Source organism: Acidithrix sp. C25 (genome assembly GCF_904848545.2).
This window is the reverse complement of the sequence record NZ_CAJHCI020000007.1, coordinates 17281-38180: the sequence shown is the minus strand read 5'-3', so window position 1 is coordinate 38180 and position 20900 is coordinate 17281. Positions and strand designations below refer to the sequence as shown.

The window sequence follows — 20900 nt, the reverse complement described above, 5'->3', positions numbered from 1 at the left end:
GGGCTTATACCCAGAGGGCATCAACGTCCATTTGGTAGACCAAGCTGCCTTTGACGCCGTGGATACCTGTATTCGCCACATCGAGTCCTGCTTTGTAAGAGCTAACGTCAAGGCAAGGGTGTGGAGACGCTTCACAGACGAAGATGAGAGGCATTATGCCTATGCTTGTCTAACGAGATACTCGGCTATTGGCCAAATCATGGGTGGCGGCGTGCCAGAGATCTCCACTGTGACTACCTCCCCCGAAACGGGTGCAAAGATAGCCTCGTACTTACATCGCGTCATTCGAGATGCACTCGATGGTAGCTGGCCAACCGTTATCAAGTCTCACTCTATGTCTTTGGACTCTACCTTGTATTCAGTGGTCGACAACGACACAGCTAAAGGCAAGACCGACGCTATGTCAAAGTTGTCAGCTCAACTCGCAACAAACGCATCTCGCTACCCCTGTCTGGCATTTCTCGTGTGTCGGGGAATGTCAGGGTCGTACTTGATGAAGAGAACAAGCGGGCCTTCATTCACGTTAGCTACGACGTTGCAGCTCTAGCCAAGGCCACCGGCCCCGCTGTATCGCTCGACTGGGGAATCACCGAGGTCTGCACTGATGACTCGGGAGTTCATCATGGCGACGAGTATGGCCGAGCGCTTAGTTCCATGACTAAGCGCAGGCATAAGACCGGCAAGGCAAGGAACAAACTTCACGCTCTATCAAAGAGAGATGCTGGCTCCAGAAGAACCAAGCACATCTCACGAAATAACCTAGGGACCAAGAAACAAAAAGCTCGACTCAGGCGTGCAAAGGCACAACTACAGACAATTTCGGGCGCTGCAATCAAAGAAGTGGTCTACGGAGAGGGCAATCGCACCAGAGCTAATGGACGAGCTCCCCAACATCCATCACAACGGCCAAAAGAAATCATCACCGAAGATCTGTCTCACCTAGGGGGTAAGGCTAAGTCTAAGAAGATATCTCGACTCTGCTCATCGTGGGCAAGGGACGAGAACCAAGAACGCATTATGGTACATGCGCATGTCGGAACCTCCGGCATTAAAACGGTCAACGCGGCCTACACCAGCCAAACATCTCCTAATCCAACGTGTGGGTATGTCTCTTTCGACAACCGAAGCGGGGATGTGTTTCACTGTCGTAACCCCTATTGGGATTGCAATTGGCAGGGCGATGCAGATCACGTAGCCTCCATGAACATCAAATCAAGGATCCAAGATCACCAGATCGACCGGTTCACTCCCTACACGGAAGTGAGAAAGATTCTTGACGCGAGGTTCCTACGCTAAATGGAAAGCCGGAACATCCTCGAAGATGCCAAGGCTAGCGCTCACGGCAGGACTCCAAGGATACCACGACAACGCGAGTTGGACGTGGGAGGTGTGCAACCACCGACTCGCCCTAGTTCTGTCCCCGTGGATGTGGCAGAACACGCAAAGGCGTCTGGAGAGCGAAAACAAAAGAGGTGCATATGAATGTATATGTATTTCGGAGCGGGTACTAGCTATAACGCGCACAGGCGAAATCGCCCTACAAAAGCAGGTCCAAGTCCCAATGTGACTATCAGCACACTAGGGTTCTTGGCGAAATGGGTAACTTAGAGCGATTAAATCTCCCTAGGAGACCATCGTTGTCCACAGGATCCTTATGCTTTATTAAAAGCTGTGACCCAACCTAAAAACTACAGCGGCTACATCATGGCCGCCTTCGCGACGCTCACCGTAGGAGCCGGGATAACCGCCTCTACATATTTGATAACCATACCTGTCTTTCAAAGTCAAGCTATACGCTATGGCGTTGGCGCAATCATTCTCTACTTTTTAGCTAGACCAGAAAGATCCAAAAACCTAAAATTTTCCGCCAAGGACAAGTTTTACCTTTTCGTGGTATCTGCCTTTGGTCTCGTGGGATTTTCAGTTGCGTCGCTTGAGGCACTCAAAAGTGCTACAGCGCCCTCGGTAGCAATAATTATCGGCGCTGCACCAGTCCTGATCGCAATCATTGGTCCATTCATCGAAAATCGACGACCTACTATCAGGCCAATCATTAGTGCTGGCATAGTCTTAGCCGGAACCACAATCATAGAAGGGGCTTCGAAGGCGGGCCTTGCTGGTATTTTATGGGCGATTTTCGCCCTTTTCGGAGATGCAAGCTTTTCGATCTTCAGCGTTCCACTTGTCAAAAAAGTCGGTCCATATACACTTTCTTTCTGGACAACTTCTATAGCATCAATAAGTCTGATAATTATTCACTTTATCTTCGAGCCATCAAAGCCACCAAACACCTTTACCCATCAAGAGATTATCGCGCTGGTTTTCCAAGGCCTCTTTGTTACCGTCGGCGCCTTCGTAGCCTGGTATATCGGCCTAGCACGAATACGTGTAGAACTAGTCGGCCTCTTTCCGGGGTTGATTCCAGTCGGTGCATTGGTTAGCGCCCTGATACTTGGTCAAAACGGCGGCAACCCCTTGGCCGATGTGATCGGAATCGCCCTTTTAGGAGTGGGCCTCTACTTCGGAGCAATCCGATCCGTCGGCCAATAGCCCAAAAATCAGTCTTTACGATTTAAATAGAGCTAGATGAACGAAATAATTGCGTCGATCTCAACACATGCATTTCGAGGGAGACTAGCCACCCCTACAGCGGCCCGGCTATGGCGCCCAACGTCGCCAAAGATCTCAACCAAAAGGTCACTAGCTGCATTAATGACAACTGGATGGTCTCCAAAGTCGGCAGCAGATGCTACAAAACCTCCCAATCGGACTATCGCCTCGATCCGATTCAAATCCCCAATCTCTGCCTTTAGGTTAGAGAGCAAATTAAAGATACAAATTCGAGCTGCAGCTCTCGCCTCATCTAGAGTAACATCGACACCCACAATGCCACTGTGAGATATCACACCAGCCTCCATTGGTAGCACTCCAGACATGAAGGCAAGATTCCCAACTACCCTGCAAGGGAGATAACTTCCTTGAGGAGCGGGTGCCTCCGGAATAATATAGCCAAGGTCCAATATGCGGGATTCAAAGTTGATTTTATTCACAAAACAAATAATAGGCCGATTCCACCAAGAACTCAAAGAACTTCTGCATTAGCCAGTTCCCTTCGATGGGATTTCGAATTGAAATTGTGATCATCTACGCCTATTGGCAAGCTCCAATAGGGACAAAACAGTAAAAGTAGGCAATTGAAATCAACGGCCGAGACGATATCAACCATCACAACCCGCCTATTTTTTCAAGGAGGAGATAAAAACCCAAGTGGACCGAAAGTGGATCCGAGCACAAAACCAGAAGAAAACCATGCAAGGCTCACCCAGCCATGACTCTCGTCAACTACGCAAAAATAGAAAACTTCGATCCGACGGTGGACTAATGGCGTTTAAGATCAGACTATGCAATATGGCGCCCTGATATTTCCGACTCAATACTCCATTCCAATTGAACTCCTCGCGATAGAGATGGAAGACAGGGGGCTAATTAGCCTTATGTTTCCCGAACATACTCACATTCCCGCATCAAGAACGACGCCATATCCCGGTGGCGGCGAACTACCCAAAGAATATGCCCACACCTTCGACCCCTTTGTAGCACTCTCGATCGTTGCGGCTAAGACTAAAACTCTAAAGATTGGCACCGGCATCTCATTAGTCGTGGAGAGAGATCCAATCGTCCTAGCCAAAGAGGTGGCCTCACTCGACTATCTCTCTGGGGGCAGATTCGAATTTGGAGTCGGGGCTGGCTGGAATCGTGAAGAGATGTCAAATCATGGCACGGAACCAACTTCAAGGTTCAAACTTCTAAAAGAGCGCATTGAAGCCATGAAGGAGATCTGGACGAACGACAACGCCACATACCATGGTGACTTTGTAAACTTTGACAACATCTGGAGTTGGCCAAAGCCTCTTACTAGCCCTCATCCACCAATACTCGTAGGTGGCGATGGCGAATCAGCATTTGCTCGAACCTTGGACTACGGCGACATCTGGATGCCTATTGCTCGAAACACAACTGAGGAATTCGGCCTTCGTGTTCAAGCCTTCAAAGAATACGCCCAACAAGTCGGACGTGATATCCCGCCAATCTATCTCTATGGTGCTCCAATCTCAGCCAAAAAGATAATCGAATACCAAAAGCACTCGGTATCTAGAGTTCTATTTTGGCTACCGAGTGCAGACTACGACACAATCATGTCGTATTTAGATAGGATAACCGCGCTCATAGCAACCCTAAATGAAGAAATGGGCTAGGCACGAGCGCTGCTTGAGCGAGCCACTGCTTTTATTATAACTTCCACAATAAAAGCAGTGAAAGTTCCCCGCTCATCCACCACTTTCCTCGGTTGGCGCGCTTGAGAGGAGACCATCTAGGTAGAGACGCATAATATCTCGATCGTAGCGAATACCACTAAAGTCGCTAATTGAAGCTAGATTATGCTGACCTCCGCTAGCCTCAACTATCACCATCTCGTCGCGACGAAAGATATCTTGGTCCAACAAGAGCGGGCTCCCGAGTGTAACCATCAGTTGGATCGACGGATCACGAGGGGCAGCCTCGATAAAATCAAGGAGAATTTTCCTCATCAAAGATGGAAAAATCCTTAAATCAGCATCGTCATAAGCAATCAAGCGAGAAATATTATCTTTATGACTAAAAAAAACCGACGCTACAAGTGCTACTGCGCGCTGCTCACCTGGAGAATATAAAGAGAGAGCTCTAGATCGTCCATCTCGAGCGGACCTAGCAATAAGGCGCCGGAGGACCCAGGTCTCACCCCTTGAAACTAGCCAGCCAGATGAATGGCCAAGGAGTCCGGCCAACAGCTCGACCTGATCAGATCCATCTTTCAGGACTGAGCTATATGGAACTAGGAGTTCCTTATCAAAGACCGTCTCGTCGATGGATATCAAATCGATATCCATCTCATAGCGATTAAGCGCTCGAGAAAGGTCCGACAACATCTGTGTAGAAAAATCTCTAATCGAGATCGAGCCGGAGTTAGAATCACCTAATCCAAAGATCTCTACCGACTCTGAAAACCAGTCATATAGACGGCGCACCATTAGATAGTCAAAGTTCATCGCCTCTTTTTCATCGACCTCTCTTTTGCGCCCTTTCTTCGATGCCAGATCGCTAGCAACCTCGGTAGCACGCTTGCCCAAGTAGGCGAGGATTGGGCCGTCGGCAACAAAGCTATAGCTTCCCAAGTATGGTGACAACGATCTTCTCTGGGATTTGGATCCATCGGTACTCAAAGATGATGGAGTTGCCTCAACTAGCACCTTGTCACTTGTCACCCCAACCTGAGTAATCAATTCTCTCTCTAGACCTCTATGAGAGAGATGTATCCTGTATTCCAGCAAGTCATCGCCGACTAGAACCATTGCTGCGATAGAGATTGTCCGGCTTGGATCATTGGCATATCTACCATATGTCATCCTAAAAAAATCAAAGGTGGTGCTTTGGGATAATGAATCGCCAACGCCAACAGCACGCAAAAATGAAAGCGCCTCAATCAGCGCGGTCTTGCCTGTTCCAGCCTCGCCAAAGAACGATACGATGGGGAGGATTGACATCTTATAGCGAGGGACAGAGCTAAGAGTTTGCCTGTGCTGGCGCTCACGACCAGCAATAAAAGAGACCGTCTCTACATTCGAAAACGGCCCCCAATTCTCAATCTCAAAGCTGACTAACAATATTACCCCTATGACGCAAATCTCTCTTTAAGATGTTATTGCAGGGATAATAATGCTAAAAAATATATCTTTATGCGAAAATACCACTATTGTCGCGAAATAAGCGTCAAATAGACCATAAAAAGCAAAAAGACCTACTTTAATCAGTCCGCTAAAGCTATCTCTTGATTAACGCTACTTCTTGGAAGCTTTAACCTTACGTGAAAACTCTACCCAAACAGAGACAAAGACAGTCGCAATAACCAACACGGCAAGGGCGAAAGGCTGAACAGACGAACCCTTACCCAATAGTGCGACTATTCCCAACACTACAACTATTCCGATAAAGATCTCCGGGGTATCTCCAATTAGGAAATCCCACCAAAACATAGCAAATGCTCGCAAATATTTCATCTTATTACACCGCTCCACGCGACGTTAGTCGCCCTTTGTATTGCCAGGACAGTAGACGGATCATGAGGGCTGTAGCAACGCTATAGGCTAGCAATAAGAGCAAGATGGAGGCATCTGAGGCTGGCCAATGGACACCCATTCCTTCGCCCGACCAAAAACTTCCAAAACTTACGAGCATCAGACCAACGCCCATCTTCATTGCATTCTCTGGGACCTTTGAGAGTTGCTTTGAGACGATTGCTCCTACGATTCCAACGAGAATAACTGCGGCCAAGGCAGAGACCGAAGCGAGCAGCAACTTATGATTGGTGAGCCCTAGCGTTAGAACTACTATGACCACCTCGAGGCCCTCTAGAAAAACACCCTTGAAAGCTACAGCAAAGGCAGTGGAATCCCTACCAGAGGTTGACTTTGGAATTGACCTCAGCCGCTTTACTTCGTCTTCAAAGATTTGATCTTCATTGTGCATAGCCTTGAGACCCGCAGACCTAAGAATCGCCTTTCGTAGCCATTGAAGACCAAAGATCAATAGTAACGCTCCAATTATAAATCTGAGCGATCCAATTGGTACATATTTGACCAAAGAAGGGCCAATGCCAACCACCAAAAGGGTCAGCACTGCAATTCCAGCCGCACTCCCTTCGAGTGCTGACCTCCAACTCCTAGAAGTTCCAGCAGCTAAAACAATCGTCAGCGCTTCGACCATCTCGACACAAGAGGCCAAAAATACAGCAGCAACCAATACATAAGTGCTCAACTCGCAACTCCATCTAGATCTGCACTAAATCTCGATTCGACCTCTACCGAATTAGAGGTCGACTTTTCATCATCTTCAAAAGCTAATGCTCCAATCGGATCTATCCCAAGCGATATTTGGCTTCCGCGTGGAAAACGCTTCGTAGAAAATACCGATTGAAGCACGACATCGCCTATCGATACCGCATGCTCATAGCCCCTACCGCGATAAGCCACATCTAAAATCCAAGCATTGCAGGTAGGTATAGTTCCGATAGGATCAATTGCGATAGCACCTGGGCGAATCGCGACTACGACATTTTGTCCTGCGCGCAAGGTACACATTGCTTTAGCAACCAAGTTATCGGTAACTCCAGGTATATTCACCCCTACTAAACCATTCCCAAGTTTATCTCGAACTACCCCTTTGAGTTCGCCAGAGAGGCCGGTAAAGCGTGCTATAAATTGATTTGCAGGGCTCAAATAGATGTCCTCTGGCGCACCAATCTGAACCAACTCGCCCCGAGAGAGTACGCCAACTTTATCAGCCAAGGCAAATGCTTCGGACTGATCGTGGGTTATATATACCGCAGTCGCGCCAGACTCTCGAGTAAGAGTGGCGATCTCGATTCGAAGGCGTTCTCGAAGATCGGCATCAAGGTTAGATAAAGGCTCATCGAATAAGATCAACCCACTGTGGCCGACTAGAGCTCTTGCCAAAGCAACACGCTGTTGCTCGCCACCGCTCAGTTCAGAAGGAAAACGAGCACCCTTATCACCCAAGCCAACTCGCGAAAGCGTCTCTTGGGCCTTAATTGCTCTGGTCTTAGAATCCACCTTGTTTCGCTTGAGTGCGAAGGCAACGTTATCCAAGACGCTCATATGGGGCCAAAGAGCATAGTCCTGAAAAACCATCGAGATACCTCGGGCCTCAGGTGGCGTATGCATTGTTGTGGAGGCTACAGTCTTACCAAAGATATCTATCCGACCAGACGCAATCCGCTCAATACCTGCGATAGATCTAAGGATGGTCGACTTTCCCGATCCCGACGGACCTAGGAGTACCAAAAACTCACCGTGATTTACTGCAAGAGAGACACTCTTTACGGCATCTCGCCGTCCATCGTAACTCTTAGAAATGGAGGAAAGCTCCAAAGCAACCGAAGCCGACTGCCTATCTTGACTTATATCAATTTCCTTCATTGTTGAACATTCCTCCCATTTTCTTCCATCCCTCAGGAGCGAAGATACGATAGGCGCCATTTACCACACCTATAACCAACAAAGCGACCCCTAGAGCAAGTACAGACATGGCGGTACCTCCGCCATAGTCGTATCCAGCTGTCAACTTATTAATTGCAACCGAAAGCGGAATCGAACCCGGCGGATATAGAAGTTGCGAGAGCGGCAACTCAAGCAAAGTCTTAGCAAAGGTAAGGGACCACGCTGACAACAACGCCTTCGAAAGAATTGGAAATACGGTTTGAAACCATGCGGGAATCGCCTTCGAACCATGGACTCGAGCAGCATATGCCATATTTGATTGAATTTGAGCCAACGGACCTATCAATATTCTTGATGTCGCTGGCAAGGAAGAGGCTAAATATCCCAAGAACAAAAGTTTAGAAGTTCCATACAAATTAATTCCGATATTGGAGAGAAATGGCTGGTTATAGCTAAAGATATATCCAGCACCCAAAACAATTCCGGGCAATGCCACCGATCCAATCAAAAGGAGATCTAGGGCCTGCCCAAAAAACCCGGTATCACGTTTAGCCAATATACGCGCTAAATAAGCTCCAAAGATAATCGTTGCCGTAGCGGTCAAGACAGAGAGATAGCCAGAGAAGCGCAGTGGCGAGCCACCCAATGTCAATGAAAAGACACGTCTATAGTTAGAGAGCGTCAGCGACGTTGCACCGAAATTAGTACCCAGTCCTTTTATAAATGAGGCACTTACCATCCCGAGAAGTGGAACCATGACCGCTAAGACCATTAGTACGATCATGAAGGCATACATGATAACCCTTGTCCTGCCAGTTATGTTCATAATCTTGGCAGCACGTCGCCGGCCCCCCACCACTGCATAGCTCTTGGATTTAGTCACCCTACGCTGTAGGACGATGGGAACCATGGCAGAAGCTACCAAAAGCCAACCAATGGCAGCGGCCTGTTGGAAGTTCAAAGGCACACTGTCGATAGCTGAGAACAAGGTATAAGTTGCAATCGGGAAATGTGCATTTGCAGCAAGGGTATAGGCAACACCAAAATCGCTCATCGATTCGGCAAAAACAATAGCAAATGCCGACATGAGAGCCGGCATGATAACTGGGATAACAATCTTAAACGAGTCGATACGCGATCCAGAGTGGACTCGTGCAGCATCTTCTAGCTCTCCGCCCAAATTCGCCAATGTAGCTGAAATAGCTAGATATGCAAATGGAATTCCAGACATTCCAAGGACAAAAATAACACCAACCGGTCCGAAGAATATATGGTAGATAGGTGCGGCATTGATATTAGCCTTGGAAAGAACACCACTCGGCTCTAGCAGTCGTTGCCATCCCTCAGTAGTGAGATAGGTTGGCACCAGCAGGAGAAACCAGATCGCTCCCGACCAGATCCTCTTGCCCTTGATGTCAGTTCTTCGAAGGATCCAGGAAACTGCTAGCCCTAATGCGGTAGCAATAAATCCTGCCAGAATCGATACAAAGAGGGAGTCGATAATTCCTCGCAGCGATCCACCGGTGATCGCATATTTAAAACCAGAGAGGCTAAATAGGGGCTGGGAACTACTAAAAAGGCCCGGGAAGAAGGCCTGGACCAGAAAGATAAGTACAGGAACTAAAAGCACTCCAGCGATAAGTATCGCTACAACAAAGCCAGGAATCGATCCCTTCCCCCCGGCTTTTTTTATTCGCCTCGGCGAAGGTAACGTCTCATCGGCGTTTAATTCGGTTTCAACCGCAACCACTGGGCTAACCTCACGAAAATTGTAAAAAAAACAAAGTTCCGATCGACGGAAATAGACCATCGATCGGAACCTAAAGATAAATTTGAAAGAAAAGTATCAGTTTACGATATTAGACGTAAACCAACCATTGATCGTATTCTCTTGGGGTCCCCACTTGTAAGGGTTCACAACTTGATATTTGATTCCACTCAACGGTGGTACAGCAGACTCTGGATTCACACCTTGGAGGACTGGCCAATAGAGAGAGTCTCCAGATGGATCACCAGAAAGTTGAACCTTCTGCCCAGCAGGAGAGAGAACGAACTTGACAAACTGCTTTGCTTCGGCGATTTCAGCAGCCGATGCCTTGCCGTCAATGCCAATCACACCAGGTAGCAGTGTCGAAGGCGCCAAAAAGGCGGTCTTGATAGTTGGATCTTTAATACCTGCACCAATACCCGCTGAACTTTGAATCAAAGCAAGTTTGATCTGACCAGTGCCAAGGGCATGCAGAGTATCGCCATTTGTCTGAAAGACCTGAAGACCATTATTCTTCAGTTTCGTATAATAGGATTCGCCTTGGGTGACACCACCAAGGTAGTTCATCATACCGGCAACAAATGGAAATGTGGGTCCAGAGACTGCCGGGTCGTTCATTCCAACAGCACCCTTCCACTGCGGCGATAAAAGTGCATTCCATGAAGTTGGAGGAGATTGGACGGTCTTGGTGGAATATACCAAGGTTCCGGCCATTGTTAGCCCTGTTGGAATGTAGCTACCATCCTTTGGAATAACCAATTTTGCTGCAGAAGTCCAATTTACTTTGGGCTCCCAGTTCTTTAGGAGATATCCCTGCTGATCCAAGGCTGCAAAGGCTTCATCACCATCGACCCACAATACGCCCCACTTAGGATTTGAGGCTTCGGCTTGAACTCTAGTCAGAAGCGGACCCGTTGAATCGTCGACCAATGTCGTTGTAATTCCGGTTGCCTTTTGAAAAGCGGTGGTCATAGCAGAGTCGTAACCCTGTGCGGAATAGACAACCAAAGGTACCTTTGCCGCAGTAGTAGCTGTCGATCCTGCGGCGGAGGTAGTGGTAGCACTCGAACTACTCCCGCAGGCTGCAATAATTACTGGAAGCGCCGCGGTTGCCAAGATCTTTGCTGTCAACTTGGACTTTTTGTTTTTGTTGGATTTCAAATTAAATATCACTTACATACGATGGCCGCATTTGGTTAACCAGAGGAAAACTTAATATGACATTTGGTAAAAAATTACAGAAATAATGGGGGTTTTCTGTGAATTCCCGAGATTTTGGCCACTTTTTGCCCTTAATGCACTTTTTAAGTAGGCAAAATTCTTCGCCTTTTAACCCTGATTGGGCGGAGATCTCTTCGTCAGGAGCAAAGAATTGAAAAAATGCAACCCACCAAAAATTTTAAAGCCAAGCCGAAATAGCAAAGATGAAGAAATTCGAAGCAGCAAAGCAGACATTGGCCTATGCCGACGAAGCTGTGGTTCCGAAGCGTGGTTCCGTTCCAAGGAGCGGTCGTGGCGGTCGTGGCGGAGCAGAAATGGGCATCATATCGGAAACGGTGGATCCAAGCCCCAAACGCTAGCAATGGGTGCCATCGGAGAGATCAGACTTACTGCGGCACCCTTATGGTTCCGCTGAGAGCTGCTGCCTTCCGGCCCTGACTCGGTTCACGATCACAAGCCGCGCAGGGCCCGATCTACTCCGATGGCACCCATCTACATATTTAAGACTAGTCTGGATTGCAACGGAGGAGTGCGAGAGCGGCCGAATCGGCACGACTGGAAATCGTGTGAGGGGAAACTCTCCGTGGGTTCAAATCCCACCTCCTCCGCCAGTAACCTTCCTGAGCTGGTGTAATAGAGATATCCACCGGCAAAACACCCTCCTTGATTCAAAAAATATTAATTGATCATGGAAAGCCAAATAACAAAATTTCAGCTCACAGGTAGCACCAAAAAATAGCCTCAACCACCTCAAATTCGGCCAATGGGGACCTTGGATAAATATTTTTGGAGCAAAATTCCTAAAAAAATTGACTAAAAATTCCCTCCGGGGGTCAGAATATGTTTTCAAGATGCCAATAATCGGGCTTCAAAACAAAATCTACACCCAAATAGCTATCGCCCATCACCGTCATCGTAAACAAGATCTCCTCCTCGAAATAGCTCATAAAGGTCAATGAGGCTCAATCTCGACCATCTCACTAAGACCATGGATAAAAACAGATCAAAGACTCAGTTCTTGGCGCCAAATAAACCAAACATCATGACAAGGTAAGAACCCACAAACCACGCAGCGCCGACCCACCCAACTCCGACCCACCATAGGCGCCACAGTCAAAAGGCGATTCACCACTCACTCGCCACCTATGCTTAAAGGGCGTGAACCCTTTGCAGTGGCGTCAGGAATATAACCCTTCATTTATGGAACTTGCCCTAGCCCAGGCCCAGATCCCCACGAATGACGTTCCGATAGGGGCGGTGATTGTCTTGGATGGATCGGTAATCGCCAGCGCTCACAATGAGCGTGAAGCTAGAAATGATCCAACTGCACATGCAGAGATACTCGCGATAACAAGAGCCTCAGCCGCTCTAAATAGTTGGCATTTGAACGAATGCGATCTCTACGTAACTCTCGAGCCATGTCTTATGTGCGCCGGTGCAATTATAAATTCGAGAATCCGAGGAGTCTACTTCGGCCCATTCGACCCAAAAGCTGGTGCCATGGGAAGCCTCTATGGGGTGGGTTCCGATCCACGACTCAACCACGAATGCTTTGTATGGGGCGGAAACTTTGAAAAAGAATCCATTGAATTGCTAAAAGAGTTCTTTAGCGCGCGTCGAAGCTGACTAAGATATTTAGGTCTACGGAGGGGTGCGAGAGTGGCCGAATCGGGCGGTCTCGAAAACCGCTGTGTCGCAAGGCACCGTGGGTTCAAATCCCACCCCCTCCGCCATCTGTTTTGCCCTAACTTGCATTTAGTCAAATAGCTTGTCAGCAAAGATCAACAGCATCACGATCAACAGCATCAAAAATCGACTTGAATTTTGATTTTCCACACGAATCACAAATTGCGGTTCATCGCCAGATCCTCTTATCTTGTCTATCTAGCATCTCTTGTGCATCGAGCATCGCCCACATCTAACCAATCGTCTCTAACCAATCGTCGCAGTTTTGCCTTTTACGATTTCAACTACGTCGAATACCCTCTTTAGCGATTTCAAGGAATACTTCAGGTGGTTCAGGAAGGCTTAAATAACTAAAGGCTCTTTTCGCACGAAGTAAAAAAGCCTTTAGTTGAAGATAATTGCCAAATAACCTAAAATCGGCCATTTAGCCGCCAGAGTTTCATCAAAGATCTTGCCTTTCGGCTGGATCCAAAAGCCAACTCAAGCAGGGTCGAGCTCTCAATCTATTCTTGGACGAGTTCAATCAAAGTTCCAAATGCCTCTTTGGGATGGACAAAGGCTACGGTCGTACCTCGCGATCCTGGGCGGGGCGTTGCATCAATAGTCATGAATCCTTCAGAGGTCACGCGACCAAGGGCCTCCGCGCACGAATCAACTCGAAAGCCAATGTGATGGAGCCCCTCACCCCTTTTTTCGAGAAACTTTGCGACCGGAGACTCCTCGCCAATCGGCGATAGGAGTTGAATGTAGGAGTCGGCTACTTTAATCAACGCCTCCTCGATCATATCGCTTTCTACGATCTCGCGATGTACGACCTTAGCGTCGAAAACTCGAAGATAGTAGTCGATGGCATCTTCCAAATTTCTAACTGCGATCGCTACATGGTCGATCTGATTGAGCATCCTGACTCACTTTCAAATAATTAGCTGCACCAAAAAATCTATTCACCCCGTAAAGCGACCTTCTTTAGTAACGTCGAAACCTTCCGATTTTATTCTCACCGATACGCTCTCGCATCTCGAGATTATCTATACCCAAGTTCTCACTTGGAGAGAGCGTCAGAACGCCAATCTTTCCTTCATGCTCGTTACGATGGACTGAATAACAGGCTGCACCGACCTCCTCTAGCGGATAAGTCTTTGAGATAACCGGTTGGATCATTCCTTTCGAGATCAATCTATTGGCCTCAAACGCCTCACGATAGTTCGCGAAATGACTGGACTTGATGGTCTTTAGCTTCATCCAGAGGTGACGATTGTCATATTCAATCATGTACCCACTCGTGGCGGCACAAGTCATGATCAAGCCACCCTTTTTCGCTACATAGACCGATGCACCCATTGTCGACCGACCAGGGTGCTCAAAGACGATATCGGGGTCCTCACCAACTAGGGAACGAATATCTTTTCCGAACCTTCGCCATTCCGATTCGTCTTGAGTCGTCTCATCCTTCCAAAACTTATACCCCATCTCGCTTCGGTCAATAACCGCCTCGCAACCCATATCGCGAAGAAGGTCTGCCTTTTCCTTGGAGGAGACGACACCAACGGGAATGCCACCGCCATTTAGGACATACTGAACCGCATATCCGCCAATTCCACCAGTTGCACCCCAAATCAAGACGACATCGCCTTGTTTCATGGCGGCGCCATTCTTAGAGACAAGCATTCGATAGGATGTGGAATTGCATAGGGCATTCACAGCCGCCTCTTCCCAAGAAAGATGAGCGGGCTTTGGCATCAATTGATTAGCCTTTACGACCGTTAAATCGGCCAGTCCTCCAAAGTTGGTCTCAAAGCCCCATATTCTTTGATTCGTCGCCATCATAGAGTCATCGTGCGCCGATGGATCCTGGTCGTCGACGTAGTTGCAATGAATGGTAACCTTGTCGCCCACCTTCCAATTTCGAACTGAGGCACCAACTCTTATAATCACACCTGATCCATCAGATCCAATGACATGGTAGGGCTGATTATGCCGCTGGTCCCAAAGAGATCCTGACCTGCCAAGCTTCTCTAAAAATCCAAAGGTGGATACCGGCTCGAAGATGGACGACCAAACCGTATTAAAATTGATGGACGAAGCCATTACTGCAACCATCACCTCATCTGGTGCTAGTTCAGGAGTTGGAACGTCGCCTAAATGTAGCGACTTTCTGGGGTCCTTTACTGAAGAGGCAATGCCTTCAAAGATACCAACATCTTCCTTTCTGAGATATGCGCCTCTATAGTGATCTGGTATCGGTATGGCTTCTAGCTGCGCGCCCGTAGCGCCTGCCAATATAGCCTCTTGGAAATTCTTCAAGTCAATTCATCCAATTTCAACTGTGGACCCATCTCGCGATATACGCAAAACAAAAGGTCGCGCCCTAAAACTTTTCATATCCACTAAAGATCAAAGTAGATCCTTACCATCGATCAGGCAAATGCCAATATCAATGGTTAGATCCATGATCTATGGAAAAACCAAACCAAACGTTCAACGAAATAACCGACTTCGTTGCCTACTAACTCTTCGAAAGCACTAAGTAGAAAACCTTCACGGTCATTACTCACCATAGACCAATTTCGGACAAGGTAAACAAATTTTACTGTATAGAGTTGCTACATCCTTGTCATTATGAGTACTATATCGTCACAAGTAATATCACCTATTTCTATAGATGAAATCGGGCCGAATAAATAATCGACTCGTAGACATCAATGTAAATCAACGGAGGTTGAGTTGGCTGGTTCGTACCTAGTAGCTGGAGCAAGGACTCCAATTGGCAAATTTCAAGGAGGACTCGCAAATCTAAAAGCGATGGACCTTGGAGGTATCGCCATAGCAGAGGCGCTTCGACGTGCAGGCGTCGCAGCAAACGAAGTCCAATATGTATTTATGGGCCAAGTTCTTCAAGCAGGACAGGGCCAAATGACGGCTCGTCAAGCCGCAGTAAATGCCGGGATACCAATGGATGTACCATCCACAACTATCAACAAGGTATGTCTATCTGGCCTAAACGCCATATACCTAGCTGATCTTCTAATTCAATCAGGCGAAGCCGATATCGTTGTTGCGGGTGGAATGGAGTCGATGACACAAGCTCCCTATCTCTTGCCCGGAGCGCGATCGGGCCTTAGAATCGGCGATGCACAAGTAATCGATTCGATGATGTACGATGGCCTCTTTTGTGCCTTCGACAAGTGCGCAATGGGGTTAGGAACCGAACGATATCTTGCTGGCTTCCCAGCAGTTACTCGTCTCCGCCAAGACCAAATTGCTCAAATCTCTCACGAACGAGCTGCCAGGGCAATAAAAGACGGAATCTTCGCCACAGAAATTGCGCCAGTATCGATCCCATCTCGAAAGGGAGATCCACTGGTCATCACCACAGATGAAGGCGTTAGAGGTGAAACCACACTCTCAACATTAAGCAACTTACGCCCCGCTTTTAGCAGTGACGGAACAATAACCGCCGGAAATGCATCGCAAATTTCAGATGGTGCGGCAGCATTGATCGTCATGTCCGAAGCAGAACTTAATCGTCGAGGGTTGACGCCAATTGGACAGGTCGTCTCCTACGGACAAGTTGCTGGACCTGATGCTTCGTTGCTAACACAGCCTTCGCGAGCAATCGCCAATGCTGCCGCAAAAGCTTCGCTTTCAATTAGTGATCTATCGCTCTTTGAGATAAACGAAGCATTCGCTGCAGTAGCTGCAGCTTCAATGGATGATTTGGGCGTATCTGATGAAATAGTCAACGTAAACGGTGGAGCAATTGCCCTTGGTCATCCAATTGGCGCCTCTGGAGCTCGCCTTGCACTGACTCTCTTAGGAGAGTTAGGCCGTAGAGGCCAGCAATATGGCGCTGCTGCCCTTTGTGGTGGTGGCGGCCAGGGTGACGCCCTAATCGTAAGGGCAATTCGCTAAGGCGCAACTTTAGTCAACGCCAAGCAATAAAAGACGCTTGCTAAGCCACAACCATCTTCAATACTCCGGTACCAAGTTGATGCCAAAGCTAGACTTGGTACCGTGACTAACACTTCAGAATATGCGGCACTCTATCGGCGTTTTAGGCCCCAACGTTTCGAAGAAGTCCTAGGTCAAGATCACGTAACCAAGGCGCTTCGCAATGCAGTCGCCAACCAACGGGTCGGCCATGCCTACTTATTTTCTGGACCACGAGGTACCGGCAAGACCTCTACCGCAAGAATCCTAGCCAAAGCACTCAACTGTCCAAATCAATTGGCGGGCGAACCCTGTTGTGAGTGCCCCTCGTGCATTTCAGTAACGCTAGGTCGTTCCATGGACGTAATCGAACTCGACGCAGCGTCAAACTCCGGCGTCGATGCTATTAGATCCCTTATCGCACAAGCTCCGGTTGGAATAGCTGGTGAATGGAAGGTGTACATCTTAGATGAGGTGCACATGCTCACCAATGCGGCCTCTAATGCGCTTCTAAAGACACTAGAGGAGCCACCACCACGCGTCATCTTTGTATTAGCGACTACCGATCCGCAAAAGGTCCTCCCGACCATCCTCTCTCGAACACAAGCATATGAATTTAGACTTTTAGACGGATCGGTCCTAGAAGACCTTGTCGACAAAGTCCGCCAAAGTGCAGATCTCAATATCGACGAAAAAGCGATGGACTGGGTAGTAAAGCAAGGTCGAGGCTCTGCCAGAGACACCCTGTCATTCCTAGATCAGGTGGTTGCCCTTGGAGGAATAGACGACTCAGTAAGAGGGATCACAGAGATCATGGAGGCAATAGCCAATCAATCCCCCGAAGATGTACTGATCGCGGTAGCAGCCTCGAGCGCAAAGGGGATCGAACCGTCTCGAATCCTCTCCGAGATCGTCTCTCTGGCGAGGGAAAAATTCCTAGATTCCTTCAACCCCCAAAAGGCCGATCGTCGCCTTCCGACAAAGCGACTGGTGAAGGTGGTCGAGGTACTTGGCACAATTTCTGGCCAATTAAGGGACTCACCCGATGCTCGCGCAACAGTCGAAGCCGCCTTGATCAGACTTAGCCAAGATCAACTTGGTCTACCGAGTGAGATTGAATCGATCCTTGAAGATGTTATTACCAAAGTAATTAAGCGAAATGGAGGGGTCGTCCAATCCATCCCTCAAAATCCAACGACCACATCTCACGCTGCACCCAAGAACGATCCACCTCAAGACTACGATCAGCCCGACTATTCGACCCCGAGATCCACAGTCAATGTGGACCGACCAAACTCTAGACCGACCAAACCACAAACCGATATCAGCAGTCTACGGGCCGGCCTCGAATCGAAAGAGATCAAAACTCCGCGCTCCCAAGGAATTGGCTCCCGCCTTGGATCACCAGTTAGACCCTCAAATTCCCCTAATATCAATGATGCCAGCCCACAAAAAGGACCTACGCAAAACGCTCTGGAGCCACCCAGAAAAACTGCAACCCCAGAGCAAGGGCTCAAAGAACCACTTCGAAGTGGTTCAACCGATCGAACCTATCCAAAAACAGACGAAGACCATCTTCCAGGAACGATCGATCGCGATCAACTTCAGCGAGCATGGCCCAAGATCGTTAGCGATCTCGGAGTTGGACCGCTAGAGGGCGCAAACCTAACACAGGGTAGAATTATCTCGGTATCACCGGTTGGCGCCATCATCGGTGTCCCAAATGAAATTATCGCCAAAAGCTGCGCTTCGAACCTTCGTGGACTGTCCCAGCTCATCAAAGACCAATTTTTATTGACCGAATTTCGCATAGATATCAAGATTCAAGAACAGGTTCAAACTAACCCTAACGTACCCAAAATTGATCAAAATATCGACTCCGCGGCTTTGATCGACGAGTTCAAACGTGGCGAAGTAGCAAACGACTTGGGCCTTCGAAAGCGGGTTCTTGAGGTTTTCCCCAACGCAACAGAAATCTCCGAATAGCCTCTCCCCAACAGATTAAATTGTCGTCAATTGCCCTAGAGGCTACCTTTTGGCACGAGATAGAAAGTAAGACAAATGAGCTACACCAAGTCGATGCAAGCGCTCATCGATGAATTTTCAAAACTTCCAGGAATCGGACCTAAATCGGCGCAAAGAATCTCCTTCTACCTATTGCGGAGCGAGCAAGGTGAGTCAGATCGCCTAGCTAAGTCGATACTAGAGGCAAAAAGAACCATCAAGTGGTGCCAACGATGCTTCAACCTCTCCGAAGAAGACCTATGCGCTATCTGCATCGATCCAGAACGAGACTCAACGACAATCTGCGTGGTTGAAGAACCCAAGGATCTTATTGCAATTGAGCGAACGCGCGAATTCAAGGGACTCTATCACGTGCTCCAAGGGGCCCTTAATCCAATTGAAGGCGTGGGACCAGAACAACTTCGGATCCGAGAACTGATGGCAAGACTTAGCGACGCCGCTATCGACGAAGTCATAATCTGCACCAATCCCAACATTGAAGGAGAAGCTACCTCGATGTACCTTGCCAGAATGATCTCACCGACCGGAATCAAAGTCTCACGGATTGCCAGCGGATTGCCAGTTGGCGGCGATCTCGAATATGCAGACGAACTGACCCTAGGTAGAGCACTAGAGGGCAGAAGGGACATGGCTTAAATTGCTACTGGCACGCAAGTGACTAAATGCTAACTTAAAAGAACTATCACATAGAGCGACCCCTTATCAAGGTCGCTACTACGCTCCAATTAGATTGCACTACAACAATCAAAATCTTCTATCAGATTGACTAAGGCTCACCAGTGTGACTTAGAGACCTTGGTAGCTTGGCCCAGCGAATCTGCAAATGGTGGTCCACAAAACGAGATAGTCAATACCGTAATTATGGACTTAGGAGCGATATCAAAAACTAGGCTAACCCTAGTTCATCATCTAGGAGACAATTGCATAAGTGAATTTTTACCCGTTTTAGATTTTAAGCTCCACACTTAATTCCGAACAAGGCATAGTAACTCCATTCTGAGTCAAAAAATACCACCCGAAAGAGTCGATTTATGAATTGCGCAATTGTCTTCGAGGAGAAAGTCGCAATGGCCTAATGGGCATGACCATGGTGTTCCCCAATGGCACTTTGACTGGCTCCACCCCGCTCAAGCCAAATCTTCAAACCTTGTGCGTTTGAATGAATGCCATTCAACGTGTCAAAGCGCTCAATCGCTTCTTGAGCAATCTCACCGGCTTCTAAGTTGAACTGCGCATATAGAGCAGATTCGATGTCATCTCCATCTAGATAGGCACGTTCTGCAACTGTTGCCCAAGAGATAAGCGACTCAATCGCCTCGTCCAAAAGTTCTTCGGGAGATCCATAGACTCCATAGTGAGCAAAGGCTAGAGCGATTGGAGAATACTCTTTAAATCTCCTCAATGATGAAAGTGCGCTCGCTAAATCAAAGTCAGCGGGAGGTGTAGCGGGCCGAAGCAACCTAATCTCGGGCAAGAGCACACCAGCGGCATCTCCAGTAAAAACTAGACCAGATACATTGTCGAAATAACCCAAATGATGCTTTGCGTGTCCTGGCGAATTGATGACCTCGACGGTGTGGTTAGTGGAAATTCGAATTTCGTCACCATCTCCCACGACACGTATCCTTGAGGCGTCAGTTGGAAGTAGTCGCCCATATAGGGTATCCAATTTCTCACCGTAGACCGTCTCCGCAGAGCTGATCAATCGGCTTGGATCAGCTAGATGCCTCGCACCTCGTTCGTGAACATAGATGGTGGCATTTGGAAAGGCATTAGCGATGTCGCCAACGCCCCCGGCGTGATCTAAGTGAATATGAGTCAGTGCGATTCCGGCCAAGTCTCCAGCGCCCAACCCTATATTAGATAGCTCATCTAAAACGGTATCAACCGAACTCTGTGATCCCACTTCGATCAATAACGGAGCATCACCTCTAATGAGGTAACCTGCAGTTATATTATCCCAACCACCGAGTTTCGTATCGACCTCGAAGACTCCACTACCAATTTCAATTGCCACGTCAACTACACTAACCCGAACTTTGATTGGCGTCAATTATCGATTTGCTCTCCTACAAGCGAACTCTGATCTTTTGTTGCACACCTCGAAAAAAAAGAAGCCTTATTTCCGAACCTTAACCACATCGAACCCCCCGACGAAAGCAGATCGGCTCCACTAAATCTGCGTTCGTCTAAGAGTCGATAGCATCATGGAGCCA

20 protein-coding genes, 2 tRNA genes and 1 other RNA gene are annotated in these 20900 nt (G+C 48.1%); 12 read left to right on the top strand and 11 right to left on the bottom strand.

Going from position 1 to position 20900, the window contains the following annotated elements; translation table 11 throughout:
- Positions 1 to 31: 31 nt before the first annotated feature.
- The 4 genes from ACIDITHRIX25_RS81790 (at position 32) to ACIDITHRIX25_RS81775 (ending at position 2550) form a co-directional block, all read left to right on the top strand.
- Complete coding sequence (locus tag ACIDITHRIX25_RS81790; RefSeq protein ID WP_201731829.1) at positions 32 to 547, top strand: hypothetical protein; 516 nt, start codon at positions 32 to 34, stop codon at positions 545 to 547.
- On the top strand, positions 466 to 1296 hold the full coding sequence (locus tag ACIDITHRIX25_RS81785; protein ID WP_201731828.1) for a zinc ribbon domain-containing protein: 831 nt from the start codon (positions 466 to 468) through the stop codon (positions 1294 to 1296). The genes ACIDITHRIX25_RS81790 and ACIDITHRIX25_RS81785 overlap by 82 nt, the downstream gene beginning before the upstream one ends.
- Positions 1297 to 1482, top strand: a complete 186-nt coding sequence (locus tag ACIDITHRIX25_RS81780; protein ID WP_201731827.1) for a hypothetical protein — start codon at positions 1297 to 1299, stop codon at positions 1480 to 1482. It abuts the gene before it with no gap.
- A 189-nt stretch (positions 1483 to 1671) separates the two neighbouring features.
- Positions 1672 to 2550, top strand: coding sequence for a DMT family transporter (locus ACIDITHRIX25_RS81775; RefSeq protein WP_152626155.1), 879 nt, complete (start codon positions 1672 to 1674; stop codon positions 2548 to 2550).
- Positions 2551 to 2582: 32 nt separating this feature from the next.
- On the opposite strand, the gene ACIDITHRIX25_RS81770 is transcribed toward ACIDITHRIX25_RS81775, so the two are convergent.
- A complete protein-coding gene (locus tag ACIDITHRIX25_RS81770) occupies positions 2583 to 3050 on the bottom strand; it encodes a RidA family protein (RefSeq protein ID WP_200891316.1) in 468 nt (155 codons plus the stop codon).
- A 351-nt stretch (positions 3051 to 3401) separates the two neighbouring features.
- On the opposite strand from ACIDITHRIX25_RS81770, the gene ACIDITHRIX25_RS81765 reads away from it, so the two are divergent.
- Complete coding sequence (locus ACIDITHRIX25_RS81765) at positions 3402 to 4256, top strand: LLM class F420-dependent oxidoreductase (RefSeq protein ID WP_052606897.1); 855 nt, start codon at positions 3402 to 3404, stop codon at positions 4254 to 4256.
- Between the two features lie 72 nt (positions 4257 to 4328).
- Here the strand turns inward: ACIDITHRIX25_RS81765 and ACIDITHRIX25_RS81760 are convergent, their stop codons facing one another.
- The 6 genes from ACIDITHRIX25_RS81760 to ACIDITHRIX25_RS81735 all read right to left on the bottom strand — a co-directional run bounded on the left by ACIDITHRIX25_RS81760 (position 4329) and on the right by ACIDITHRIX25_RS81735 (position 10953).
- Positions 4329 to 5702: an AAA family ATPase gene (locus tag ACIDITHRIX25_RS81760; RefSeq protein ID WP_052606898.1), complete on the bottom strand. Its 1374-nt coding sequence runs from the start codon at positions 5700 to 5702 to the stop codon at positions 4329 to 4331.
- 174 nt (positions 5703 to 5876) lie between these two features.
- On the bottom strand, positions 5877 to 6095 hold the full coding sequence (locus ACIDITHRIX25_RS81755; protein ID WP_052606899.1) for a hypothetical protein: 219 nt from the start codon (positions 6093 to 6095) through the stop codon (positions 5877 to 5879).
- Positions 6096 to 6099: 4 nt separating this feature from the next.
- Positions 6100 to 6852 (bottom strand): COG4280 domain-containing protein, encoded by a 753-nt coding sequence (locus tag ACIDITHRIX25_RS81750; RefSeq protein WP_201731826.1) that lies wholly within the window; start codon positions 6850 to 6852, stop codon positions 6100 to 6102.
- On the bottom strand, positions 6849 to 8033 hold the full coding sequence (locus ACIDITHRIX25_RS81745) for an ABC transporter ATP-binding protein (RefSeq protein WP_201731825.1): 1185 nt from the start codon (positions 8031 to 8033) through the stop codon (positions 6849 to 6851). Before ACIDITHRIX25_RS81745 ends, ACIDITHRIX25_RS81750 begins: the two co-directional genes overlap by 4 nt.
- Positions 8020 to 9804, bottom strand: a complete 1785-nt coding sequence (locus ACIDITHRIX25_RS81740) for an ABC transporter permease (protein ID WP_052606902.1) — start codon at positions 9802 to 9804, stop codon at positions 8020 to 8022. The genes ACIDITHRIX25_RS81745 and ACIDITHRIX25_RS81740 overlap by 14 nt, the downstream gene beginning before the upstream one ends.
- Positions 9805 to 9900: 96 nt before the next feature.
- Positions 9901 to 10953 (bottom strand): ABC transporter substrate-binding protein, encoded by a 1053-nt coding sequence (locus ACIDITHRIX25_RS81735; RefSeq protein WP_152626156.1) that lies wholly within the window; start codon positions 10951 to 10953, stop codon positions 9901 to 9903.
- Positions 10954 to 11246: 293 nt separating this feature from the next.
- On the opposite strand from ACIDITHRIX25_RS81735, the gene ACIDITHRIX25_RS81730 reads away from it, so the two are divergent.
- Complete coding sequence (locus tag ACIDITHRIX25_RS81730) at positions 11247 to 11402, top strand: hypothetical protein (RefSeq protein WP_160291900.1); 156 nt, start codon at positions 11247 to 11249, stop codon at positions 11400 to 11402.
- A gap of 16 nt (positions 11403 to 11418) precedes the next feature.
- On the opposite strand, the gene ffs is transcribed toward ACIDITHRIX25_RS81730, so the two are convergent.
- Positions 11419 to 11517: signal recognition particle sRNA small type (gene ffs, locus ACIDITHRIX25_RS81725), an RNA gene on the bottom strand.
- 49 nt (positions 11518 to 11566) lie between these two features.
- Between ffs and ACIDITHRIX25_RS81720 the strand changes: the two genes are divergently transcribed.
- The 3 genes from ACIDITHRIX25_RS81720 to ACIDITHRIX25_RS81710 all read left to right on the top strand — a co-directional run bounded on the left by ACIDITHRIX25_RS81720 (position 11567) and on the right by ACIDITHRIX25_RS81710 (position 12776).
- Positions 11567 to 11654 (top strand) — tRNA-Ser (locus tag ACIDITHRIX25_RS81720).
- Between the two features lie 547 nt (positions 11655 to 12201).
- Complete coding sequence (locus ACIDITHRIX25_RS81715; protein ID WP_249685790.1) at positions 12202 to 12669, top strand: nucleoside deaminase; 468 nt, start codon at positions 12202 to 12204, stop codon at positions 12667 to 12669.
- A gap of 19 nt (positions 12670 to 12688) precedes the next feature.
- Positions 12689 to 12776 (top strand) — tRNA-Ser (locus ACIDITHRIX25_RS81710).
- A gap of 456 nt (positions 12777 to 13232) precedes the next feature.
- Here ACIDITHRIX25_RS81710 and mce read toward each other — a convergent pair.
- Both mce and ccrA read right to left on the bottom strand, forming a co-directional pair.
- Positions 13233 to 13631 carry a methylmalonyl-CoA epimerase gene (gene mce / locus ACIDITHRIX25_RS81705; protein ID WP_052606905.1) on the bottom strand — a complete coding sequence of 133 codons (399 nt, stop codon included), beginning with the start codon at positions 13629 to 13631 and terminating at the stop codon, positions 13233 to 13235.
- Between the two features lie 64 nt (positions 13632 to 13695).
- A complete protein-coding gene (ccrA, locus tag ACIDITHRIX25_RS81700; RefSeq protein ID WP_201731824.1) occupies positions 13696 to 15033 on the bottom strand; it encodes a crotonyl-CoA carboxylase/reductase in 1338 nt (445 codons plus the stop codon).
- A 420-nt stretch (positions 15034 to 15453) separates the two neighbouring features.
- Between ccrA and ACIDITHRIX25_RS81695 the strand changes: the two genes are divergently transcribed.
- The 3 genes from ACIDITHRIX25_RS81695 to recR all read left to right on the top strand — a co-directional run bounded on the left by ACIDITHRIX25_RS81695 (position 15454) and on the right by recR (position 19320).
- On the top strand, positions 15454 to 16641 hold the full coding sequence (locus ACIDITHRIX25_RS81695) for an acetyl-CoA C-acyltransferase (protein WP_052606907.1): 1188 nt from the start codon (positions 15454 to 15456) through the stop codon (positions 16639 to 16641).
- A gap of 102 nt (positions 16642 to 16743) precedes the next feature.
- Positions 16744 to 18645 (top strand): DNA polymerase III subunit gamma/tau, encoded by a 1902-nt coding sequence (gene dnaX, locus ACIDITHRIX25_RS81690; protein ID WP_201731823.1) that lies wholly within the window; start codon positions 16744 to 16746, stop codon positions 18643 to 18645.
- A gap of 75 nt (positions 18646 to 18720) precedes the next feature.
- Complete coding sequence (gene recR, locus ACIDITHRIX25_RS81685; protein WP_052606909.1) at positions 18721 to 19320, top strand: recombination mediator RecR; 600 nt, start codon at positions 18721 to 18723, stop codon at positions 19318 to 19320.
- 436 nt (positions 19321 to 19756) lie between these two features.
- Here recR and ACIDITHRIX25_RS81680 read toward each other — a convergent pair whose 3' ends face one another.
- On the bottom strand, positions 19757 to 20737 hold the full coding sequence (locus ACIDITHRIX25_RS81680) for an MBL fold metallo-hydrolase (RefSeq protein WP_201731822.1): 981 nt from the start codon (positions 20735 to 20737) through the stop codon (positions 19757 to 19759).
- Positions 20738 to 20900 lie beyond the last annotated feature (163 nt).

Bases quoted from the DNA above. Each gene is read 5' to 3' on its own strand.
- recR (WP_052606909.1), top strand. From the start codon at position 18,721: ATGAGCTACACCAAGTCGATGCAAGCGCTCATCGATGAATTTTCAAAA.
- ACIDITHRIX25_RS81745 (WP_201731825.1), bottom strand. From the start codon at position 8,033: ATGAAGGAAATTGATATAAGTCAAGATAGGCAGTCGGCTTCGGTTGCT.
- ACIDITHRIX25_RS81780 (WP_201731827.1), top strand. From the start codon at position 1,297: ATGGAAAGCCGGAACATCCTCGAAGATGCCAAGGCTAGCGCTCACGGC.
- mce (WP_052606905.1), bottom strand. From the start codon at position 13,631: ATGCTCAATCAGATCGACCATGTAGCGATCGCAGTTAGAAATTTGGAA.
- ACIDITHRIX25_RS81730 (WP_160291900.1), top strand. From the start codon at position 11,247: ATGAAGAAATTCGAAGCAGCAAAGCAGACATTGGCCTATGCCGACGAA.
- ACIDITHRIX25_RS81755 (WP_052606899.1), bottom strand. From the start codon at position 6,095: ATGAAATATTTGCGAGCATTTGCTATGTTTTGGTGGGATTTCCTAATT.
- ACIDITHRIX25_RS81765 (WP_052606897.1), top strand. From the start codon at position 3,402: ATGCAATATGGCGCCCTGATATTTCCGACTCAATACTCCATTCCAATT.